The sequence below is a fragment of the Reichenbachiella versicolor genome (genome assembly GCF_003171675.1).
Classification (GTDB): domain Bacteria; phylum Bacteroidota; class Bacteroidia; order Cytophagales; family Cyclobacteriaceae; genus Reichenbachiella; species Reichenbachiella versicolor.
The window spans coordinates 110,290-125,778 of the sequence record NZ_QFZQ01000007.1; the positions used below are offsets into that span (position 1 = coordinate 110,290).

The 15,489-nt window shown below is 38.1% G+C and carries 30 protein-coding genes; all 30 read right to left on the reverse strand.

The features are described from left to right. Positions 1-3: 3 nt before the first annotated feature. Positions 4-609 (reverse strand): 30S ribosomal protein S4, encoded by a 606-nt coding sequence (gene rpsD, locus DKG80_RS14805; RefSeq protein WP_109832145.1) that lies wholly within the window; start codon positions 607-609, stop codon positions 4-6. 20 nt (positions 610-629) lie between these two features. Then, positions 630-1,022: a 30S ribosomal protein S11 gene (gene rpsK, locus DKG80_RS14810; RefSeq protein ID WP_109832146.1), complete on the reverse strand. Its 393-nt coding sequence runs from the start codon at positions 1,020-1,022 to the stop codon at positions 630-632. An 8-nt stretch (positions 1,023-1,030) separates the two neighbouring features. After that, complete coding sequence (gene rpsM, locus DKG80_RS14815; RefSeq protein ID WP_109832147.1) at positions 1,031-1,408, reverse strand: 30S ribosomal protein S13; 378 nt, start codon at positions 1,406-1,408, stop codon at positions 1,031-1,033. Between the two features lie 2 nt (positions 1,409-1,410). Continuing rightward, a complete protein-coding gene (ykgO, locus tag DKG80_RS14820) occupies positions 1,411-1,527 on the reverse strand; it encodes a type B 50S ribosomal protein L36 (protein WP_073122828.1) in 117 nt (38 codons plus the stop codon). Between the two features lie 6 nt (positions 1,528-1,533). Next, positions 1,534-1,752, reverse strand: a complete 219-nt coding sequence (gene infA, locus DKG80_RS14825; RefSeq protein WP_109832148.1) for a translation initiation factor IF-1 — start codon at positions 1,750-1,752, stop codon at positions 1,534-1,536. Between the two features lie 8 nt (positions 1,753-1,760). Next, positions 1,761-3,080: a preprotein translocase subunit SecY gene (gene secY / locus DKG80_RS14830; RefSeq protein ID WP_109832149.1), complete on the reverse strand. Its 1,320-nt coding sequence runs from the start codon at positions 3,078-3,080 to the stop codon at positions 1,761-1,763. Positions 3,081-3,085: 5 nt separating this feature from the next. Next, positions 3,086-3,529 carry a 50S ribosomal protein L15 gene (gene rplO, locus DKG80_RS14835; protein ID WP_109832150.1) on the reverse strand — a complete coding sequence of 148 codons (444 nt, stop codon included), beginning with the start codon at positions 3,527-3,529 and terminating at the stop codon, positions 3,086-3,088. A gap of 22 nt (positions 3,530-3,551) precedes the next feature. Next, complete coding sequence (gene rpmD / locus DKG80_RS14840) at positions 3,552-3,731, reverse strand: 50S ribosomal protein L30 (protein WP_109832151.1); 180 nt, start codon at positions 3,729-3,731, stop codon at positions 3,552-3,554. Between the two features lie 5 nt (positions 3,732-3,736). Beyond that, positions 3,737-4,255: a 30S ribosomal protein S5 gene (gene rpsE, locus DKG80_RS14845; protein WP_109832152.1), complete on the reverse strand. Its 519-nt coding sequence runs from the start codon at positions 4,253-4,255 to the stop codon at positions 3,737-3,739. A 6-nt stretch (positions 4,256-4,261) separates the two neighbouring features. Then, positions 4,262-4,609 carry a 50S ribosomal protein L18 gene (rplR, locus tag DKG80_RS14850; protein ID WP_109832153.1) on the reverse strand — a complete coding sequence of 116 codons (348 nt, stop codon included), beginning with the start codon at positions 4,607-4,609 and terminating at the stop codon, positions 4,262-4,264. Positions 4,610-4,617: 8 nt separating this feature from the next. Then, the gene (rplF, locus tag DKG80_RS14855; RefSeq protein ID WP_109832154.1) at positions 4,618-5,169 is read right to left on the reverse strand and encodes a 50S ribosomal protein L6; all 552 of its coding nucleotides are present in this window, start codon (positions 5,167-5,169) and stop codon (positions 4,618-4,620) included. 9 nt (positions 5,170-5,178) lie between these two features. Continuing rightward, complete coding sequence (gene rpsH / locus DKG80_RS14860) at positions 5,179-5,574, reverse strand: 30S ribosomal protein S8 (RefSeq protein ID WP_109832155.1); 396 nt, start codon at positions 5,572-5,574, stop codon at positions 5,179-5,181. Positions 5,575-5,649: 75 nt separating this feature from the next. Continuing rightward, on the reverse strand, positions 5,650-5,919 hold the full coding sequence (rpsN, locus tag DKG80_RS14865) for a 30S ribosomal protein S14 (RefSeq protein ID WP_109832156.1): 270 nt from the start codon (positions 5,917-5,919) through the stop codon (positions 5,650-5,652). 1 nt (position 5,920) lies between these two features. Then, a complete protein-coding gene (rplE, locus tag DKG80_RS14870; RefSeq protein ID WP_109832157.1) occupies positions 5,921-6,478 on the reverse strand; it encodes a 50S ribosomal protein L5 in 558 nt (185 codons plus the stop codon). 1 nt (position 6,479) lies between these two features. Then, positions 6,480-6,794 carry a 50S ribosomal protein L24 gene (gene rplX, locus DKG80_RS14875; RefSeq protein WP_109832158.1) on the reverse strand — a complete coding sequence of 105 codons (315 nt, stop codon included), beginning with the start codon at positions 6,792-6,794 and terminating at the stop codon, positions 6,480-6,482. 30 nt (positions 6,795-6,824) lie between these two features. Then, positions 6,825-7,193: a 50S ribosomal protein L14 gene (rplN, locus tag DKG80_RS14880; protein ID WP_109832159.1), complete on the reverse strand. Its 369-nt coding sequence runs from the start codon at positions 7,191-7,193 to the stop codon at positions 6,825-6,827. Further along, complete coding sequence (gene rpsQ, locus DKG80_RS14885; protein ID WP_109832160.1) at positions 7,193-7,450, reverse strand: 30S ribosomal protein S17; 258 nt, start codon at positions 7,448-7,450, stop codon at positions 7,193-7,195. Before rpsQ ends, rplN begins: the two co-directional genes overlap by 1 nt. A 13-nt stretch (positions 7,451-7,463) precedes the next feature. Further along, positions 7,464-7,658 (reverse strand): 50S ribosomal protein L29, encoded by a 195-nt coding sequence (gene rpmC / locus DKG80_RS14890; protein WP_109832161.1) that lies wholly within the window; start codon positions 7,656-7,658, stop codon positions 7,464-7,466. Between the two features lie 18 nt (positions 7,659-7,676). Continuing rightward, positions 7,677-8,096 carry a 50S ribosomal protein L16 gene (gene rplP, locus DKG80_RS14895; RefSeq protein ID WP_109832162.1) on the reverse strand — a complete coding sequence of 140 codons (420 nt, stop codon included), beginning with the start codon at positions 8,094-8,096 and terminating at the stop codon, positions 7,677-7,679. Positions 8,097-8,135: 39 nt separating this feature from the next. After that, entirely contained in the window at positions 8,136-8,858 is a 723-nt protein-coding gene (rpsC, locus tag DKG80_RS14900; protein WP_109832163.1) for a 30S ribosomal protein S3, read from the reverse strand. A gap of 6 nt (positions 8,859-8,864) precedes the next feature. Next, positions 8,865-9,245 (reverse strand): 50S ribosomal protein L22, encoded by a 381-nt coding sequence (gene rplV, locus DKG80_RS14905; RefSeq protein WP_109832164.1) that lies wholly within the window; start codon positions 9,243-9,245, stop codon positions 8,865-8,867. Positions 9,246-9,252: 7 nt separating this feature from the next. Then, complete coding sequence (rpsS, locus tag DKG80_RS14910; RefSeq protein ID WP_109832165.1) at positions 9,253-9,528, reverse strand: 30S ribosomal protein S19; 276 nt, start codon at positions 9,526-9,528, stop codon at positions 9,253-9,255. Positions 9,529-9,531: 3 nt separating this feature from the next. Beyond that, complete coding sequence (gene rplB, locus DKG80_RS14915) at positions 9,532-10,356, reverse strand: 50S ribosomal protein L2 (RefSeq protein ID WP_109832166.1); 825 nt, start codon at positions 10,354-10,356, stop codon at positions 9,532-9,534. A 10-nt stretch (positions 10,357-10,366) separates the two neighbouring features. Then, on the reverse strand, positions 10,367-10,654 hold the full coding sequence (gene rplW / locus DKG80_RS14920) for a 50S ribosomal protein L23 (protein WP_109832167.1): 288 nt from the start codon (positions 10,652-10,654) through the stop codon (positions 10,367-10,369). Positions 10,655-10,658: 4 nt separating this feature from the next. After that, entirely contained in the window at positions 10,659-11,288 is a 630-nt protein-coding gene (gene rplD / locus DKG80_RS14925; RefSeq protein WP_109832168.1) for a 50S ribosomal protein L4, read from the reverse strand. 2 nt (positions 11,289-11,290) lie between these two features. Further along, positions 11,291-11,923 carry a 50S ribosomal protein L3 gene (gene rplC, locus DKG80_RS14930; RefSeq protein WP_109832169.1) on the reverse strand — a complete coding sequence of 211 codons (633 nt, stop codon included), beginning with the start codon at positions 11,921-11,923 and terminating at the stop codon, positions 11,291-11,293. A gap of 190 nt (positions 11,924-12,113) precedes the next feature. Next, a complete protein-coding gene (gene rpsJ, locus DKG80_RS14935; RefSeq protein ID WP_109832170.1) occupies positions 12,114-12,419 on the reverse strand; it encodes a 30S ribosomal protein S10 in 306 nt (101 codons plus the stop codon). A 12-nt stretch (positions 12,420-12,431) separates the two neighbouring features. After that, positions 12,432-14,537, reverse strand: coding sequence for an elongation factor G (gene fusA / locus DKG80_RS14940; RefSeq protein WP_109832171.1), 2,106 nt, complete (start codon positions 14,535-14,537; stop codon positions 12,432-12,434). A gap of 12 nt (positions 14,538-14,549) precedes the next feature. Next, the gene (rpsG, locus tag DKG80_RS14945; protein ID WP_109832172.1) at positions 14,550-15,017 is read right to left on the reverse strand and encodes a 30S ribosomal protein S7; all 468 of its coding nucleotides are present in this window, start codon (positions 15,015-15,017) and stop codon (positions 14,550-14,552) included. Between the two features lie 19 nt (positions 15,018-15,036). Beyond that, positions 15,037-15,417, reverse strand: a complete 381-nt coding sequence (rpsL, locus tag DKG80_RS14950) for a 30S ribosomal protein S12 (RefSeq protein WP_084373612.1) — start codon at positions 15,415-15,417, stop codon at positions 15,037-15,039. Positions 15,418-15,489: the final 72 nt, after the last annotated feature.

Here is a 15,489-nt window from a genome sequence, read left to right on the forward strand (position 1 = left end):
TTATTACTTAGAGTACAATTCGACGATTAATTGCTCCTTTATGTTTTCTGGAATCTCTTCCCTTGTAGGTAAAACCGTTATTTTTCCAGACATTGAAGATCCATCCCATTCTAACCAAGGGTATTTACTGACCGATCCTCTTGATAAACTCGTAGTTACAGCCTCTAATGATTTAGACTTTTCTCTTACTGCTACTATATCTCCTAATTTCAATGAAAACGAAGGAATATTGACTACTTCTCCATTTACCGTAATATGCTTATGAAGAACTAATTGTCTAGCTGCACTTCTAGTAGGAGCTATACCTAATCTGAAAACAGTATTGTCTAATCTTGATTCTAACATTTGCAGCAGAATAGTACCTGTGATACCACTCTTTCTAGAAGCATGATCAAAAAGATTAGAAAACTGCTTTTCTAATAATCCATAAGTATACTTAGCCTTTTGCTTTTCTGCTAACTGTATAGCATATTCAGACTGCTTTTTTCTTCTGCCTCTACCGTGTTGTCCTGGAGGGTAATTTTTCTTAGCTAATACTTTATCTGGGCCGAAAATAGGATCGTTAAATTTACGAGCTATCTTAGTTTTTGGTCCTCTATACCTTGCCATTTCTTATAAATCCTTATGAATTAAACTCTTCTTCTCTTAGGCGCTCTACATCCATTATGAGGTAAAGGAGTTACATCTTTGATCATAGTAACCTCTATACCTGAATTTTGAAGCGTTCTGATAGCAGATTCTCTACCAGCACCTGGTCCCTTTACAAAAACCTCTACTTTTCTAAGGCCTAGTTCGTAAGCCTTTTGAGCACAATCCTGAGCTGCTACTTGTGCAGCATATGGCGTGTTTTTCTTAGAGCCTTTGAAACCCATTTTACCAGCAGACGCCCATGACACTACTTGTCCTGAATTATTAGTCAAAGAGATAATAATATTGTTAAAAGAAGCCTTGATGTGAGCTTGACCAACAGGCTCTACTACTACGACTCTTTTTCTTCCTTTATCTTTTCTTTTGTCAGCCATGTCAAAAATTATTTAGTAGCTATCTTCTTGTTAGCAACTGTTTTTCTCTTTCCTTTTCTAGTTCTTGCGTTGTTTTTCGTATGCTGACCACGAACTGGTAGACCTTTTCTATGTCTAAGTCCTCTGTAACATCCAATATCCATCAAACGCTTTATATTAAGCTGAACTTCAGATTTAAGTACTCCTTCCACTCTAAAGTTCTCTGAAATAATGGCTCTAACTTTACCAGCTTGCTCTTCAGACCACTCATCTGCCTTTGTGTTCCAATCAATGCCGGCTTCAGTCAAAATTCTTTGAGCTGAACTACGTCCAATTCCGAAAATATAGGTAAGAGCTATTTCACCTCTTTTATTACCTGGAATATCTACTCCTGCTATCCTAGCCATAATTATCCTTGTCTTTGCTTAAACCTTGGGTTCTTTTTATTAATCACGTAAACCTTACCGTTTCTACGGATTACTTTACAATCCGCACTACGCTTTTTAACAGACGCTTTAACTTTCATGTCTTTTTACTTATAGCGATATACTATTCTACCTTTTGTCAAATCATATGGAGACATCTCCATCTTCACTTTGTCTCCAGGTAGGATTTTGATGTAATGCATTCTCATCTTACCTGAAATATGGGCTATAACCTCATGCCCATTTTCCAATTCCACTCTAAACATTGCATTCGACAATGCTTCGATTATTGTACCGTCCTGCTCTATAGAAGCTTGCTTAGCCATATCTTTAATTACGCTACTGCGATGTTTTGTGACCTACCTCGTATTTTGCCAGACTTCATCATTCCTTCATAATGCCTCATTAACAAATAACTTTCTATCTGCTGTAGGGTATCAAGAATTACGCCTACCATTATCAACAAAGACGTACCTCCAAAGAACTGTGCAAAATTACCACTCACACCTGCCATTTGTGCAAAAGCTGGAAGTATTGCTACTATTGCTAAAAACAATGAACCAGGAAGTGTAACTCTAGTTAGCACAGTATCTATAAATTCAGAAGTGGCCGCTCCTGGCTTTACACCCGGGATAAATCCACCATTTCTCTTCATATCGTCTGCAATCTGATTTGGATTAATAGAAATAGCAGTATAAAAGAAAGTAAACAATACAATCATAATTGCGAATGTCAAATTGTACTGCCAAGACTGAAAATTAGAGAACGTAGCGCCTATAAATTGAGCCACATCACTTGATTCAGCAAAATACCCAGCCACCATAGCAGGCAAAAACATTAAAGACTGTGCAAAAATTATTGGCATTACACCAGCACTATTTACTTTTATAGGAATATACTGTCTTTGCCCCCCGTAAACCTTATTACCTACGACTTGTTTTGCGTACTGTACCGGTATTCTTCTAACTGCCTGAGTCAATAAAACAACAGCCATAACTACAAAAAACAACGCTACTATTTCTAAAAGAAAAAACAATGCTCCTCCCATGCCTCTAGTCATTGCTTCCTGAACAATACTACCAGGAAACCTCGAAATGATACCAATCATAATCAACATTGATATCCCATTTCCTATTCCTTTATCAGTTATTTTTTCACCTAACCACATGCAAAAAATAGTACCTGCAGTCAGTATAGTCAAAGCAGAGGCATTGAATAAAAACTTATTCTGAACAACAATTGCTTCAGCCGGTATTGAAGCCGCTAAATATGCACCACCTTGTGCAAAGGTGATTCCAATCGTCAACACTCTAGTAATTTGATTTATCTTCTTTCTACCGCTATCCCCTTCCTTTTGTAGTTTCTGGAAATAAGGAACAGCCATAGTTAACAATTGAATTACGATTGATGCCGATATATACGGCATAATTCCTAATCCAAATATCGAAGCATTACTAAACGCACCGCCTAGAAAAGCGTCCAAAAGACCAAAAATACCTTGAGCCTTGTCTGCTAATTTTGACGGATCAATACCAGGTAATACTACAAAAGATCCCAATCTAAAAATGATTAGGAATCCAACAGTATTTAAAATTCTGGTTCTTAATTCTTCAATAGTGAAGATATTACGTATCGTGCTGAAAAATTTCTTCATAGTGCTTAGACAGCGGTGGCAGTACCACCAGCTTTTTCTATAGCTTCAATAGCTGATTTTGAAAACAAATGAGCAGTTACTTCTACTTTAGCAGACAGCTCTCCTCTACCTAATATTTTTACTACATCATGCTTACCAGCAAGACCGTTATTTAATAATGTCTCCAAAGTAATCACAACTATACCCTTGTCAGCTAATGCCTGAATAGTATCCAAGTTAATCGGTTTAGTTTCAACTCTATTAGGACTTTTGAAACCAAATTTAGGAACTCGTCTATATAAAGGCATCTGCCCACCTTCAAATCCGGCTTTTCTAGAATATCCTGATCTAGACTTTGCACCCTTATGACCTCTTGTAGAAGTCCCCCCTCTACCTGATCCTTGTCCTCTACCAATTCTCTTGCTAGATTTTACCGAACCTTCTGCTGGCTTTAAAGTATTTAATTTCATCTTTTTAAGAATATTCTATTTCTTACTTATTTTCTACAGATACTAAATGACCTACTTTATTGATCATTCCTTGAATCTGAGGTGTTAATTCCTTCTCAACAGATTTATTAATTTTTCCAAGACCTAAAGCCTGAATAGTCAACTTTTGATCTTTTGGTCTGTTGATCGTACTTCTTTTCTGTGTTATTACAACTGTAGCCATCTTAATTACCCATTAAAAACTTTAGATAACTCTACTCCTCTTTGTGCAGCTACTGCATAAGGATCTCTCATCTTGGCTAATGCGTCAAAAGTAGCTTTTACAACATTATGCGGATTAGAAGAACCTTTTGATTTAGCCAATACATCATGAACCCCTGCACTTTCCAACACTGCGCGCATTGCACCTCCAGCGATTACACCTGTACCAGGAGCTGCAGGTTTCAATAATACGAAACCACCCCCAAATTTTCCAAGTGCTTCATGAGGTACAGTCCCTTTGTATACAGGCACCTTTACCAAATTTTTCTTAGCATCATCAATTCCCTTAGTAATTGAATCTGTCACTTCATTAGCCTTACCTAGACCGTAACCACAGACACCGTTGCCATCACCTACGACAACTATAGCAGAAAAACTAAATCTTCTACCTCCTTTTACAACCTTAGCTACCCTCTTGATCGCAACTACCTTTTCTTGAAGGTCTATTTCGCTTGCTTTAAGCGTTTTAATATTTTGCTTAGACATAATCAATTAAAATTTAAGACCTCCCTCACGCGCTCCGTCAGCTAAAGCCTTTACTTTACCATGATAAGGATAACCACCTCTATCAAATACTACTGAAGTAATACCTGCTCCAGAAGCCTTTTCAGCTAACTTCTTACCTACCTCTTTAGAAATTTCTATGTTCACAACAGACTTACCTAATTCTGCCGATGATGTAGATGCAAGAGTATGACCATTAGCATCATCAATCAACTGTACATAGATACCTTTATTGCTTTTGAAAACAGACAATCTTGGTCTCTCAACAGTACCGTTAACTTTATTACGAATTCCTCTACGAATTCTTAATCTTCTTTGCTCTTTAGTAATTGCCATCTCTCGTATTATTTAGCAGCAGTTTTACCAGCTTTTCTTCTAATAATCTCTCCAACGAACCTAATACCCTTACCTTTATAAGGTTCGATTTTTCTTAGAGTTCTAATCTTCGCAGCAACTTCTCCTACTAACTCTTTATCGGTAGATTCTAAAGTCACAATAGGGTTTTTACCTTTTTGAGTCTCAGCACTAACCTTAACTTCAGTAGGGATTTGCATAAAAATATTATGCGAATAGCCTAAGTTCATTTCAAGAACTTGTCCTTGAGTTGCAGCTTTATATCCTACCCCTACAAGTTCTAATTGCTTTTTGTATCCTTCAGACACTCCTATAACCATATTATTGATTAATGATCTATAAAGACCATGAAGTGCCTTGTGTCTTTTTTGCTCAGTTGGTCTTTTGACTGTCAATTGACCCTCTTCTACCGCAACGGCAAAATCAGTATCAATATCTCTAGACAAAGTACCTTTAGCTCCTTTCACTGAAACGTTACCACCCTTAACCGTTACTTCAACACCCTGTGGTAGCGCTACTGGTTTATTTCCTATTCGTGACATTTCTTATAATTAATAAACGTAGCACAATACTTCACCGCCAACGTTATGCTCCTTAGCCTGCTTTCCTGTAATTACTCCTTTTGAAGTAGACATAATCGCAACCCCTAGACCATTTAATACTCTAGGAACATTCCCTGCTCCAGCGTATTTTCTTAAACCTGGCTTACTTACTCTTTCTAAATGGACAATCGCAGACTCTTTGGTCTGAGGATTGAACTTTAGCGCAATCTTAATCGTACCTTGAACACCACTATCCTCAAATCTATAATTCTTGATGAACCCTTGATCCATAAGAACCTTAGTGATTTCCTTCTTTATATTAGAAGCAGGAATTTCAACGATTCTATGGTTCGCTTTGATGGCGTTTCTTAACCTTGTTAAATAATCTGCTATTGGATCTGTCATTACAGTATATACTTTTAAGCCCCTTTAAATAAACGGGGCTGCAAAGTTAGTTAATATTTTTTAAACTCTAAACTTTTACCAGCTTGATTTAGTTACTCCTGGTATCTTACCTGCGCTAGCCATTTCTCGGAAAGTTACCCTTGAAATGCCGAATTTTCTCATATAACCTTTAGGTCTCCCAGTTAACTTACATCTATTGTGTAGTCTAACTTTTGATGAATTTCTAGGGAGTTTATCAAGACCTTCATAGTCACCCGCCGCTTTCAATTCAGCTCTTTTAGCAGCATATTTAGCTACAAGCTTTTCTCTTTTTCGCTCTCTGGCTTTTATTGCTTCTCTTGCCATCTTAGTTGCTGTTTTTCTTTGCGAAAGGCATACCAAATGCCTTTAATAATTCATAACTTTCTTCATCTGTCTGAGCTGAAGTCACAAAAGTGATATCCATACCAGCGATTCGATTGATTTTATCGATAGATATTTCTGGGAAGATAATTTGCTCTTTAACACCTAAAGTATAATTCCCTCTACCATCAAAACCTTTATCCTTTACCCCTTGAAAATCTCTTACTCTTGGCAATGCAATGTTCATTAATCTATCCATGAACTCATACATCTTATCTCCTCTAAGAGTTACTCTTGCACCAATCGGCATATTTTCTCTTAGCTTAAAGTTAGAAATTGCCTTCTTAGACAAAGTAGCAACAGCCTTCTGACCAGTAATCATTGTCAACTCTTCTACTCCAGCGTCAACCAATTTTTTGTCCGCAACAGCATCACCGATACCTCTATTGATTGAGATCTTTTCGATCTTTGGTACTTGCATAGTCGACTTGTATTGAAATTTATCTTTCAATACTCCTACAACTTCGTCTTGATATTTTGTTTTTAATCTAGGAATAGCCATCTTATATTACCTCTCCTGTTTTCTTTGAATATCTTACCAACTTGCCCTTGTCATCAAGTTTTCTACCAACTTTTGTAGCTTCTCCTGTTTTAGGATCAACTAGCATCAGGTTACTGATGTCAATAGACGCTTCTACTTTTTTAATTCCTCCCTCAGGGTTTTCGGCAGAAGGTTTAGTGTGCTTAGTTACCATATTCAAACCCTCAACAATAGCTCTACCCTTAGATGGGATTACTTCTAGAACAGCTCCAGTCTTACCTTTAGAATTTCCTGAAAGTACTTTAACTGTATCTCCTTTTTTTATGTGAAGTTTCATTTTCTTAATTCTTCTAACTTGAAAAAATGATTAAAGTACCTCAGGCGCTAAAGAAACGATCTTCATAAATTGCTTTTCTCTTAGCTCACGAGCAACTGGACCAAAGATCCTTGTTCCTCTAGGCTCACCACCCTCATTCAACAATACCGCAGCATTGTCTTCGAATCTGATATAAGAACCATCCTTTCTTCTTATCTCTTTCTTAGTCCTTACTACTACTGCTTTTGAAACAGTACCTTTCTTAAGGTTACTTGATGAAATAGCCGACTTAACTGTAACAACAATCTTATCACCTACAGAAGCATATCTCTTACCAGTACCTCCTAGTACACGGATACAAAGTACTTCTTTAGCACCACTATTATCCGCTACGCTTAGTCTTGATTCTTGCTGTACCATTATTTAGCTCTTTCTAAAATTTCAACCAATCTCCATCTTTTGCTTTTGCTCAATGGACGAGTTTCCATAATTTTTACTGTATCACCTTCTCCACAATCATTCTTTTCATCATGAGCATGGAACTTTTTAGTTTGGCTCACAAATTTACCGTAGATAGGGTGTTTCATTTTACGCTCAACAGCTACAGTAATGGTCTTGTCCATTTTCGTGCTGACGACCTTACCGATACGTTCTTTTCTTAAATTTCTAGTTTCCATCTTGTAACCTTAATTATTGAGCTATCTCTTTCGCTCTTAGTTCTGTGCTAATTCTAGCGATCAATTTCTTTGCCTCTCTCAATCTCATAGGATTTTCGATAGGCGTGATAGCATGAGCGAATTTCAACTTAGCTAAGCCTTCTTTTTCAGCAGCCAACTTGCTTTTCAACTCATCGATAGACAATCCTTTGATTTCTGAATTCTTCATGACGCTTTATTTAAAAACTTAGTCTTGATAATCTCTACTAACTACGAACTTAGTTCTGATAGGAAGCTTTTGTTCAGCTAATCTTAACGCTTCTCTAGCAAGTTCTCTGCTAATACCTGCAGACTCGAATAAGATAGTTCCAGGCTTAACAGTAGCTACCCAATATTCTGGAGCTCCCTTACCTTTACCCATTCTTACTTCAGCGGGCTTCTTAGTGATAGGTTTATCTGGAAAAATTCTAATCCAAACCTGACCTTCTCTTTTCATAGCTCTGGTCATAGTGATCCTTGCAGCCTCTATTTGTCTACTTGTGATCCATCCTGGCTCCAAAGCCTTGATACCGAAAGTACCGAATGCTAAAGTATGACCTCTCTGAGCCACTCCCTTAATTCTACCTTTCTGTGCTTTTCTGAACTTGGTTCTTTTCGGCTGTAACATATTCTATATCTTTTAATCCTTTCGGATATGATTCAATATTTATCTTCTTGCTCTTTTTGGTGCATCACCACGACCTCCAGATCTTCTTCCTCCTCCTTGTTGGTTTTTAGCCCCAACGTTAGGTGATAAGTCTCTCTTACCGTAGATCTCTCCTTTGAAAATCCAAACCTTAATACCAATCTTTCCATAAATAGTATCGGCTTCAGATACCGCATAATCAATGTCAGCTCTCAAAGTATGAAGAGGAATTCTACCTTCTTTGTACTGTTCAGATCTTGCCATTTCAGCACCACCCAATCTACCAGAACATTTGATCTTAATCCCTTCGGCGCCAACTCTCATAGTAGCAGCTATTGCTTGTTTCATAGCTCTTCTAAAAGAAATTCTAGCTTTAAGTTGCTGAGCAATCGACTGACCTACTAAAACAGCGTCTAATTCAGGTCTTTTTATTTCGAAGATGTTAATCTGAAGATCCTTTCCGGTCAACTGTTTTAATTCTTCTTTGATCTTATCAACTTCAGATCCACCTTTACCTATAACTACTCCTGGTCTAGCTGTATGGATAGTAAGTGTGATTCTCTTGATAGTTCTCTCAATAACCACTTTAGCAATACCGCCCTTAGGAATACGAGCACTAATGTATTTTCTAATCTTAGTATCCTCAACTAATTTGTCAGGGAATGTTTTGCCGCCGTACCAGTTAGAATCCCAACCTTTGACAACTCCTAATCTAAATCCTACCGGGTTTACCTTTTGTCCCATTTCTAATTAGTTTTCAGCTTTTTCAGTATTAGTTTCCTCTTGTGCATTATAGCTATCAACTACTAATGTCACGTGATTCGATCTTTTTCTAATTCGGTGAGCTCTACCCTGTGGAGCAGGTCTCAGTCTTTTCAAGATTCTACCGCTATCGACATAGATCGCTTTTACGTATAGATCAGCCTCTTCGAGTTTTTGATCCTCATTCTTTGCTTCCCAATTAGAGATAGCTGAAAGAAGAAGTTTTTCAATTTTAGGAGCACCAGACTTAGCTTCGAACTTCAATACGTTCAAAGCGTGGTTTACTCTTTGGCCTCTAACCAAATCAGCCACAACTCTCATTCTTCGAGGAGAAGTAGGCACGTTATTTAATTTCGCTACAGCTTCCATCTATACCTTATTTCTTCTTGTCCTTTTTATTAATGTGGCCTCTGAAATTTCTTGTAGGAGCAAACTCTCCTAGTTTATGGCCTACCATGTTCTCGGTTACAAACACAGGAATAAATTTGTTTCCATTATGAACTGCGAATGTATGTCCCACAAAGTCTGGAGAGATCATTGATCTTCTTGACCATGTTTTAATCACAGTCTTCTTTCCAGAATCAGTCATAGCTTGAACTTTGTTATCAAGTCTAAAGTCGATGTAAGGTCCTTTTTTAAGTGATCTTCCCATTACTTATTTCTTCTTTTTACCAATGATCATTTTGTTAGAATACTTCTTAGGCGTTCTAGTCTTCTGACCTTTAGCCATCACACCAGTTCTAGACCTTGGATGACCTCCTGAAGACTTACCTTCACCACCGCCCATTGGGTGATCAACTGGGTTCATAGCAACACCTCTTACTCTTGGTCTCTTTCCTAACCATCTGTTTCTACCAGCTTTACCTAATCTCACATTCATATGATCACCATTAGATACAGTTCCGATAGTAGCTAGACAAGTAGTAAGCACCAATCTCATTTCTCCTGAAGGAAGTTTGACAGTTGCATACTTACCTTCTCTTGCCATCAACTGAACATAAGAACCAGCACTTCTCGCCATTGCAGCACCTTTACCAGGCTTAAGCTCGACATTGTGGATAATAGTACCAAGGGGAATTTCAGACAATAACAACGTATTACCAACCTCTGGAGCAACACCAGGACCAGACACTAGCGTCTGACCTACTTCCAACCCCGCTGGAGCGATGATATACCTTTTTTCGCCATCTGCGTAGAATACTAAAGCAATTCTAGCAGTTCTCATTGGATCGTATTCAATTGTCTTCACAGTAGCAGGAATACCATGCTTCTCTCTTTTGAAGTCAATTGTTCTTAATTTTTTTTTGTGACCACCTCCAATATTTCTAACAGTCATCTTACCGCTACTGTTACGTCCACCAGAACGCTTGGTAGCTTTTGTCAACGATTTCTCAGGAGTCGAAGTAGTAATCTCGTCGAAGACAGGAGCTACTCTGTACCTCGTACCTGGAGTCATCGGTTTAAGTTTTCTTACAGCCATCTTCTATAAATTATACTTCTCCGTAAAAATCAATAATATCTCCATCAGCAACCTGAACGATTGCCTTCTTGTATGCAGAAGTTCTTCCTGAAATGATCTTCGACTTTGTATACTTAGTCTTAGACTTACCAGGATAAACCATTGTATTCACACTTTCAACAGTAACGCCATACGCTTTCTCTACTGCCTTCTTTATCTCTACTTTGTTAGCAGATTTATCCACAACAAAACCATACTTACCAGCTTCGTTTAATGCAGATACCTTCTCGCTTACAATTGGTTTCTTTAATATGCTCATCTTCTTATTTCGTTAATAAGTTATGAATCTTATCTACTGAGCCTTCGCAAAGAATCAAGTTATCTGCATTTAATAGATCATATGTATTGATCTGGTCAGCAGTAACCACATTAGCTTTTTGAAGATTTCTTGATGACAAGAAAACGTTTTTGTTATCGTCACCTAACACTAAAAGGGTCTTTTTATCAGCTACCGACAGGTTAGCCAGTAGTGCCGAGTACTCTTTAGTTTTTGGAGCGTCGAACGCAAAATCCTCAACGATCGCAATATTCTTCTCAGTAGCCTTGTAAGACAAAGCAGACTTTCTCGCTAAAGACTTTAACTTTTTATTCAGTTTCAACTCATAATTTCTTGGCTTAGGACCAAATACACGTCCTCCACCTCTAAAAACAGGAGATTTAATACTACCAGCCCTTGCTGTTCCAGTACCCTTCTGCTTTTTAATCTTCTTAGTAGAACCAGCAATTTCGGCTCTCTCCTTTGATTTATGAGTTCCTTGTCTTTGGTGAGACAAGTATTGTTTCACATCCAAGTAAATAGCATGATCATTTGGCTCAACACCAAAAACATCCTTATTCAACTCAACAGTTCTGCCGGTGTCAACACCGCTCTTATCTAATACGGATACCTTCATGACTATTTCTCTAGAATTACAATTGAATTTTTAGGACCAGGAATTGATCCACTTACAACGATGAGGTTCTTTTCAGGAACAATTTTTAACACTTGAAGGTTAGTTACCTTCACTCTGTCTCCTCCTGTTTGACCTGCCATTCTCATTCCTTTGAATACTCTAGCTGGATAAGACGCACCACCAATAGAACCAGGAGCTCTCAATCTATTGTGCTGACCGTGTGTAGCTTGACCTACCCCCCCGAAGTTGTGTCTCTTTACTACACCCTGAAAACCTTTACCTTTAGAGGTACCAACAGCATCCACGAAGTCTTCGACTTGGAAAACATCCTCAACCTTTAGTTCTCTACCTAATTCTACTCCTCCTTCGAACTCTTCTCTAAAGTTTCGGAATTCAACAACATGTTGTTTAGGAGTAGTCTTCGCCTTTGCGAAGTGACCATTAAGAGCCTTCGTAGTACGCTTTTCTTTTCGCTCGCCATAGCCAAGCTGAATAGCTTTGTACCCGTCAGTCTCTTCATTCTTAACTTGCGTTACGACGCAAGGACCAGCTTCTATCAATGTGCATGCGACATTACGTCCATCGGCACTGTAGATACTAGTCATCCCAATTTTTTTTCCAATGATACCTGACATCTCAGTTTTTACTCAATATTATTTTTCAATAAAATATACCTTTTTTGACGCTCTATGCGCAAAAGGAGTGCAAAGATAGTGAAAATCAGACGTTAGCAAAACTTTCACTACAAAATATCGTTGGCTAAGAGCCAAAAAAAGAACCCCAATCAAAATCAGGGTTCTTAATATTTCTACAAAGTCTTATCTATCAGACTTTAATCTCAACATCCACACCACTTGGTAACTCAAGTTTCATCAATGCATCAACTGTTTTTGCAGAGTTTGAATAGATATCTACCAATCTCTTGTAAGTACAAAGCTGATACTGATCTCTAGCCTTTTTGTTAACATGTGGAGATTTCAAAACTGTAAACTTTTCTTTAATAGTAGGAAGTGGAATAGGTCCACTTACTACTGCTCCAGTAGTCTTTACAGCTCTTACGATCTTCTCAGAAGATTTGTCAACCAAGTTGTGATCGTATGACTTAAGTTTGATTCTTATTTTCTGATTCATAATTCAAATATTTTAAGCTTCAGCTCCCTGTGATTTTTTAATCACTTCTTCAGCGATGTTTCTTGGAACTGGATCATAGTGAGAGAATGTCAGCGAGGCCGTAGCTCTACCAGATGTCATTGTTCTCAAATCAGTCACATATCCAAACATCTCTGAAAGTGGAACGTCCGCTTTCACTAGCTGTGAGTTTCCTTTAACATCCATTCCCTTCATGATACCTCTTCTTCTGTTAAGGTCTCCTGTTACTGATCCAGTATATTCATCTGGAGTAACAATCTCAACAGCCATAATTGGCTCAAGTAAAACAGGACTAGCTTTCTTTGCAGCCTCTTTAAAACCTAGTCTCGCAGCTAGTTCGAAAGATAGTGCATCTGAATCCACGTCGTGGAAAGATCCATGATAAAGTTTAACCTTCATGCTATCTACAGGGAACCCAGCCAAAGGACCATTTTCCATTGCAGAAGTGAATCCTTTCTCAATTGCAGGGATAAATTCTTTTGGAATTACTCCACCCACAATTTTGTTATCAAACTGAAGACCTACTTTATCAAAGTCTTCATCAACGGGAGACAATTCAAATACGATATCAGCGAATTTACCTTTACCACCCGATTGCTTCTTGTAAACCTCTTTGTGATCTACTAGTGACTGAATTGCTTCCTTATAAGCTACCTGAGGAGCACCTTGGTTGATCTCAACCTTGAATTCTCTTTTCAATCTATCGATGATGATATCCAAGTGAAGCTCTCCCATACCTCTTAAAATAGTCTGCCCCGTATCATGGTCTGTTTCTACTTGTAGAGTTGGATCTTCCTCAACCAACTTAGCAATCGCCATACCTAATTTGTCTACATCAGCTTGAGTCTTTGGCTCAATAGCGTATCCAATTACCGGATCAGGGAAAATCATTGATTCAAGTACCACTTTACGGTCTTCACTGCAAAGTGTATCACCAGTCTTTATATCTTTAAAACCAACTACAGCTGCAATATCCCCAGCATGAAACTGATCAATTTGATTTTGCTTGTTAGCGTGCATTTGAAAAATTCTGGAAATTCTTTCTTTTTTCAATGTTCTAGTGTTGAAAACATAAGAACCTGAATTAAGTACTCCAGAATAAGATCTAGTAAAACAAAGTCTACCTACAAATGGATCTGTTGCTATCTTAAACGCTAAAGCCGTAAACGGTTCGTCTGCAGAAGGATTGATAACTACATCTTCTTCAGTATCTACATCGGTAGCAGTCATCTCTTTTCTATCAAGCGGAGATGGAAGCAACTCCATAACATAGTCAAGCATTGTTTGAACACCTTTGTTCTTGAATGCAGATCCACAGAACATCGGAACAAATGCCATATCAATTGTTGCCTTTCTAGAAGCTTCAATAATCTCCTCTCTAGTAATAGAGTCTGGATCTTCGAAGTATTTCTCCATCAATCCTTCATCGTATTCGGCAACAGCTTCAAGCAACTCTTCTCTATATTGATCAACGTCGTCAACCATATCTGCTGGAATTTCAACTTCCTCAAAAGTCATTCCTTGGTCAGCTTCGTTCCAGATCATTGCTTTTTTCTCTACTAGATCAACGACACCTTTAAAAGTATCTTCCGCTCCAATTGGTAATTGGAAAGGAACAGCTTTGGATCCTAATCTTTCTTTTACTTGCTTACAAACTGCAAGAAAATCAGAACCTGCACGGTCCATTTTATTTACGAAACCTAGACGTGCTACATTATAGTTATCAGCAAGTCTCCAGTTAGTCTCGGACTGAGGTTCAACACCATCAACAGCAGAAAACAAGAAAACCAAACCATCTAATACTCTCAAAGATCTATTAACCTCTACAGTGAAGTCAACGTGACCAGGAGTATCAATGATATTAATATGATAATCTTGATTCTTATATTTCCAAAATACGGTAGTAGCAGCTGAAGTAATAGTGATACCTCTTTCTTGCTCCTGCTCCATCCAGTCCATGGTAGCAGCACCATCATGCACTTCTCCGATCTTGTGGCTTACTCCAGTGTAATAAAGGATACGCTCTGTAGTAGTTGTCTTACCGGCATCAATGTGTGCAGCGATACCGATATTTCGCGTTAAGCTAAGGTCTCTAGCCATTTTTCTTTATGATTAAAATCTAAAATGTGAAAATGCTTTGTTTGCTTCAGCCATTCTGTGTGTATCATCCTTTTTCTTTACAGCTGCACCTTCACCTTTAGATGCAGCGATGATTTCACCAGCTAAACGCTCCTTCATAGTTTTTTCGCCTCTTGATCTAGAGTAGGAGATCATCCATTTGATACCCAGTGAAGTCTTTCTAGAAGGTCTTACTTCAATAGGCACCTGGAATGTCGCTCCTCCAACTCTTCTTGACTTCACTTCAACTGAAGGCATGATGTTGTTAAGCGCTTTTTTCCAAGTCTCAAGACCATTCTCACCTGTCTTCTCTTCTACTATTGCCACTGCATCATAGAAAATAGAATAAGCAATACTCTTCTTACCGTCTACCATTAGGTAGTTCACGAATTTAGATACCAAGGTATCCTGGAACTTAGGATCCGGAAGAATATATCTCTTCTTTGGTTTCGCTTTTCTCATTATTCTTTATTGTATATAATTATTTTTTATCCTTAGGCTTCTTAGCACCATACTTAGACCTTCTCTGAAGTCTACCACTTACACCAGCAGTATCCAAAGCACCTCTAATAATGTGATATCTAACACCTGGTAAATCTTTAACCCTACCTCCTCTGATCAGTACAATCGAGTGCTCTTGTAGGTTGTGGCCCTCACCTGGGATATAAGCATTGACCTCTTTACCATTAGTCAATCTTACCCTTGCCACTTTTCTCATCGCCGAGTTCGGCTTCTTCGGAGTAGTAGTATATACTCTAGTACACACACCTCTTCGCTGCGGACACGAATCCAAAGCCGGAGACTTTGACTTCGATACCAAAGTTTTTCTACCCTTCCTTACTAATTGTTGTATAGTAGGCATTTGTTATAATTTAATTTACTACCGTTCAAATTTTGGGAACGCAAAAATAGGGATTGCAAAATTTCTAGCAAA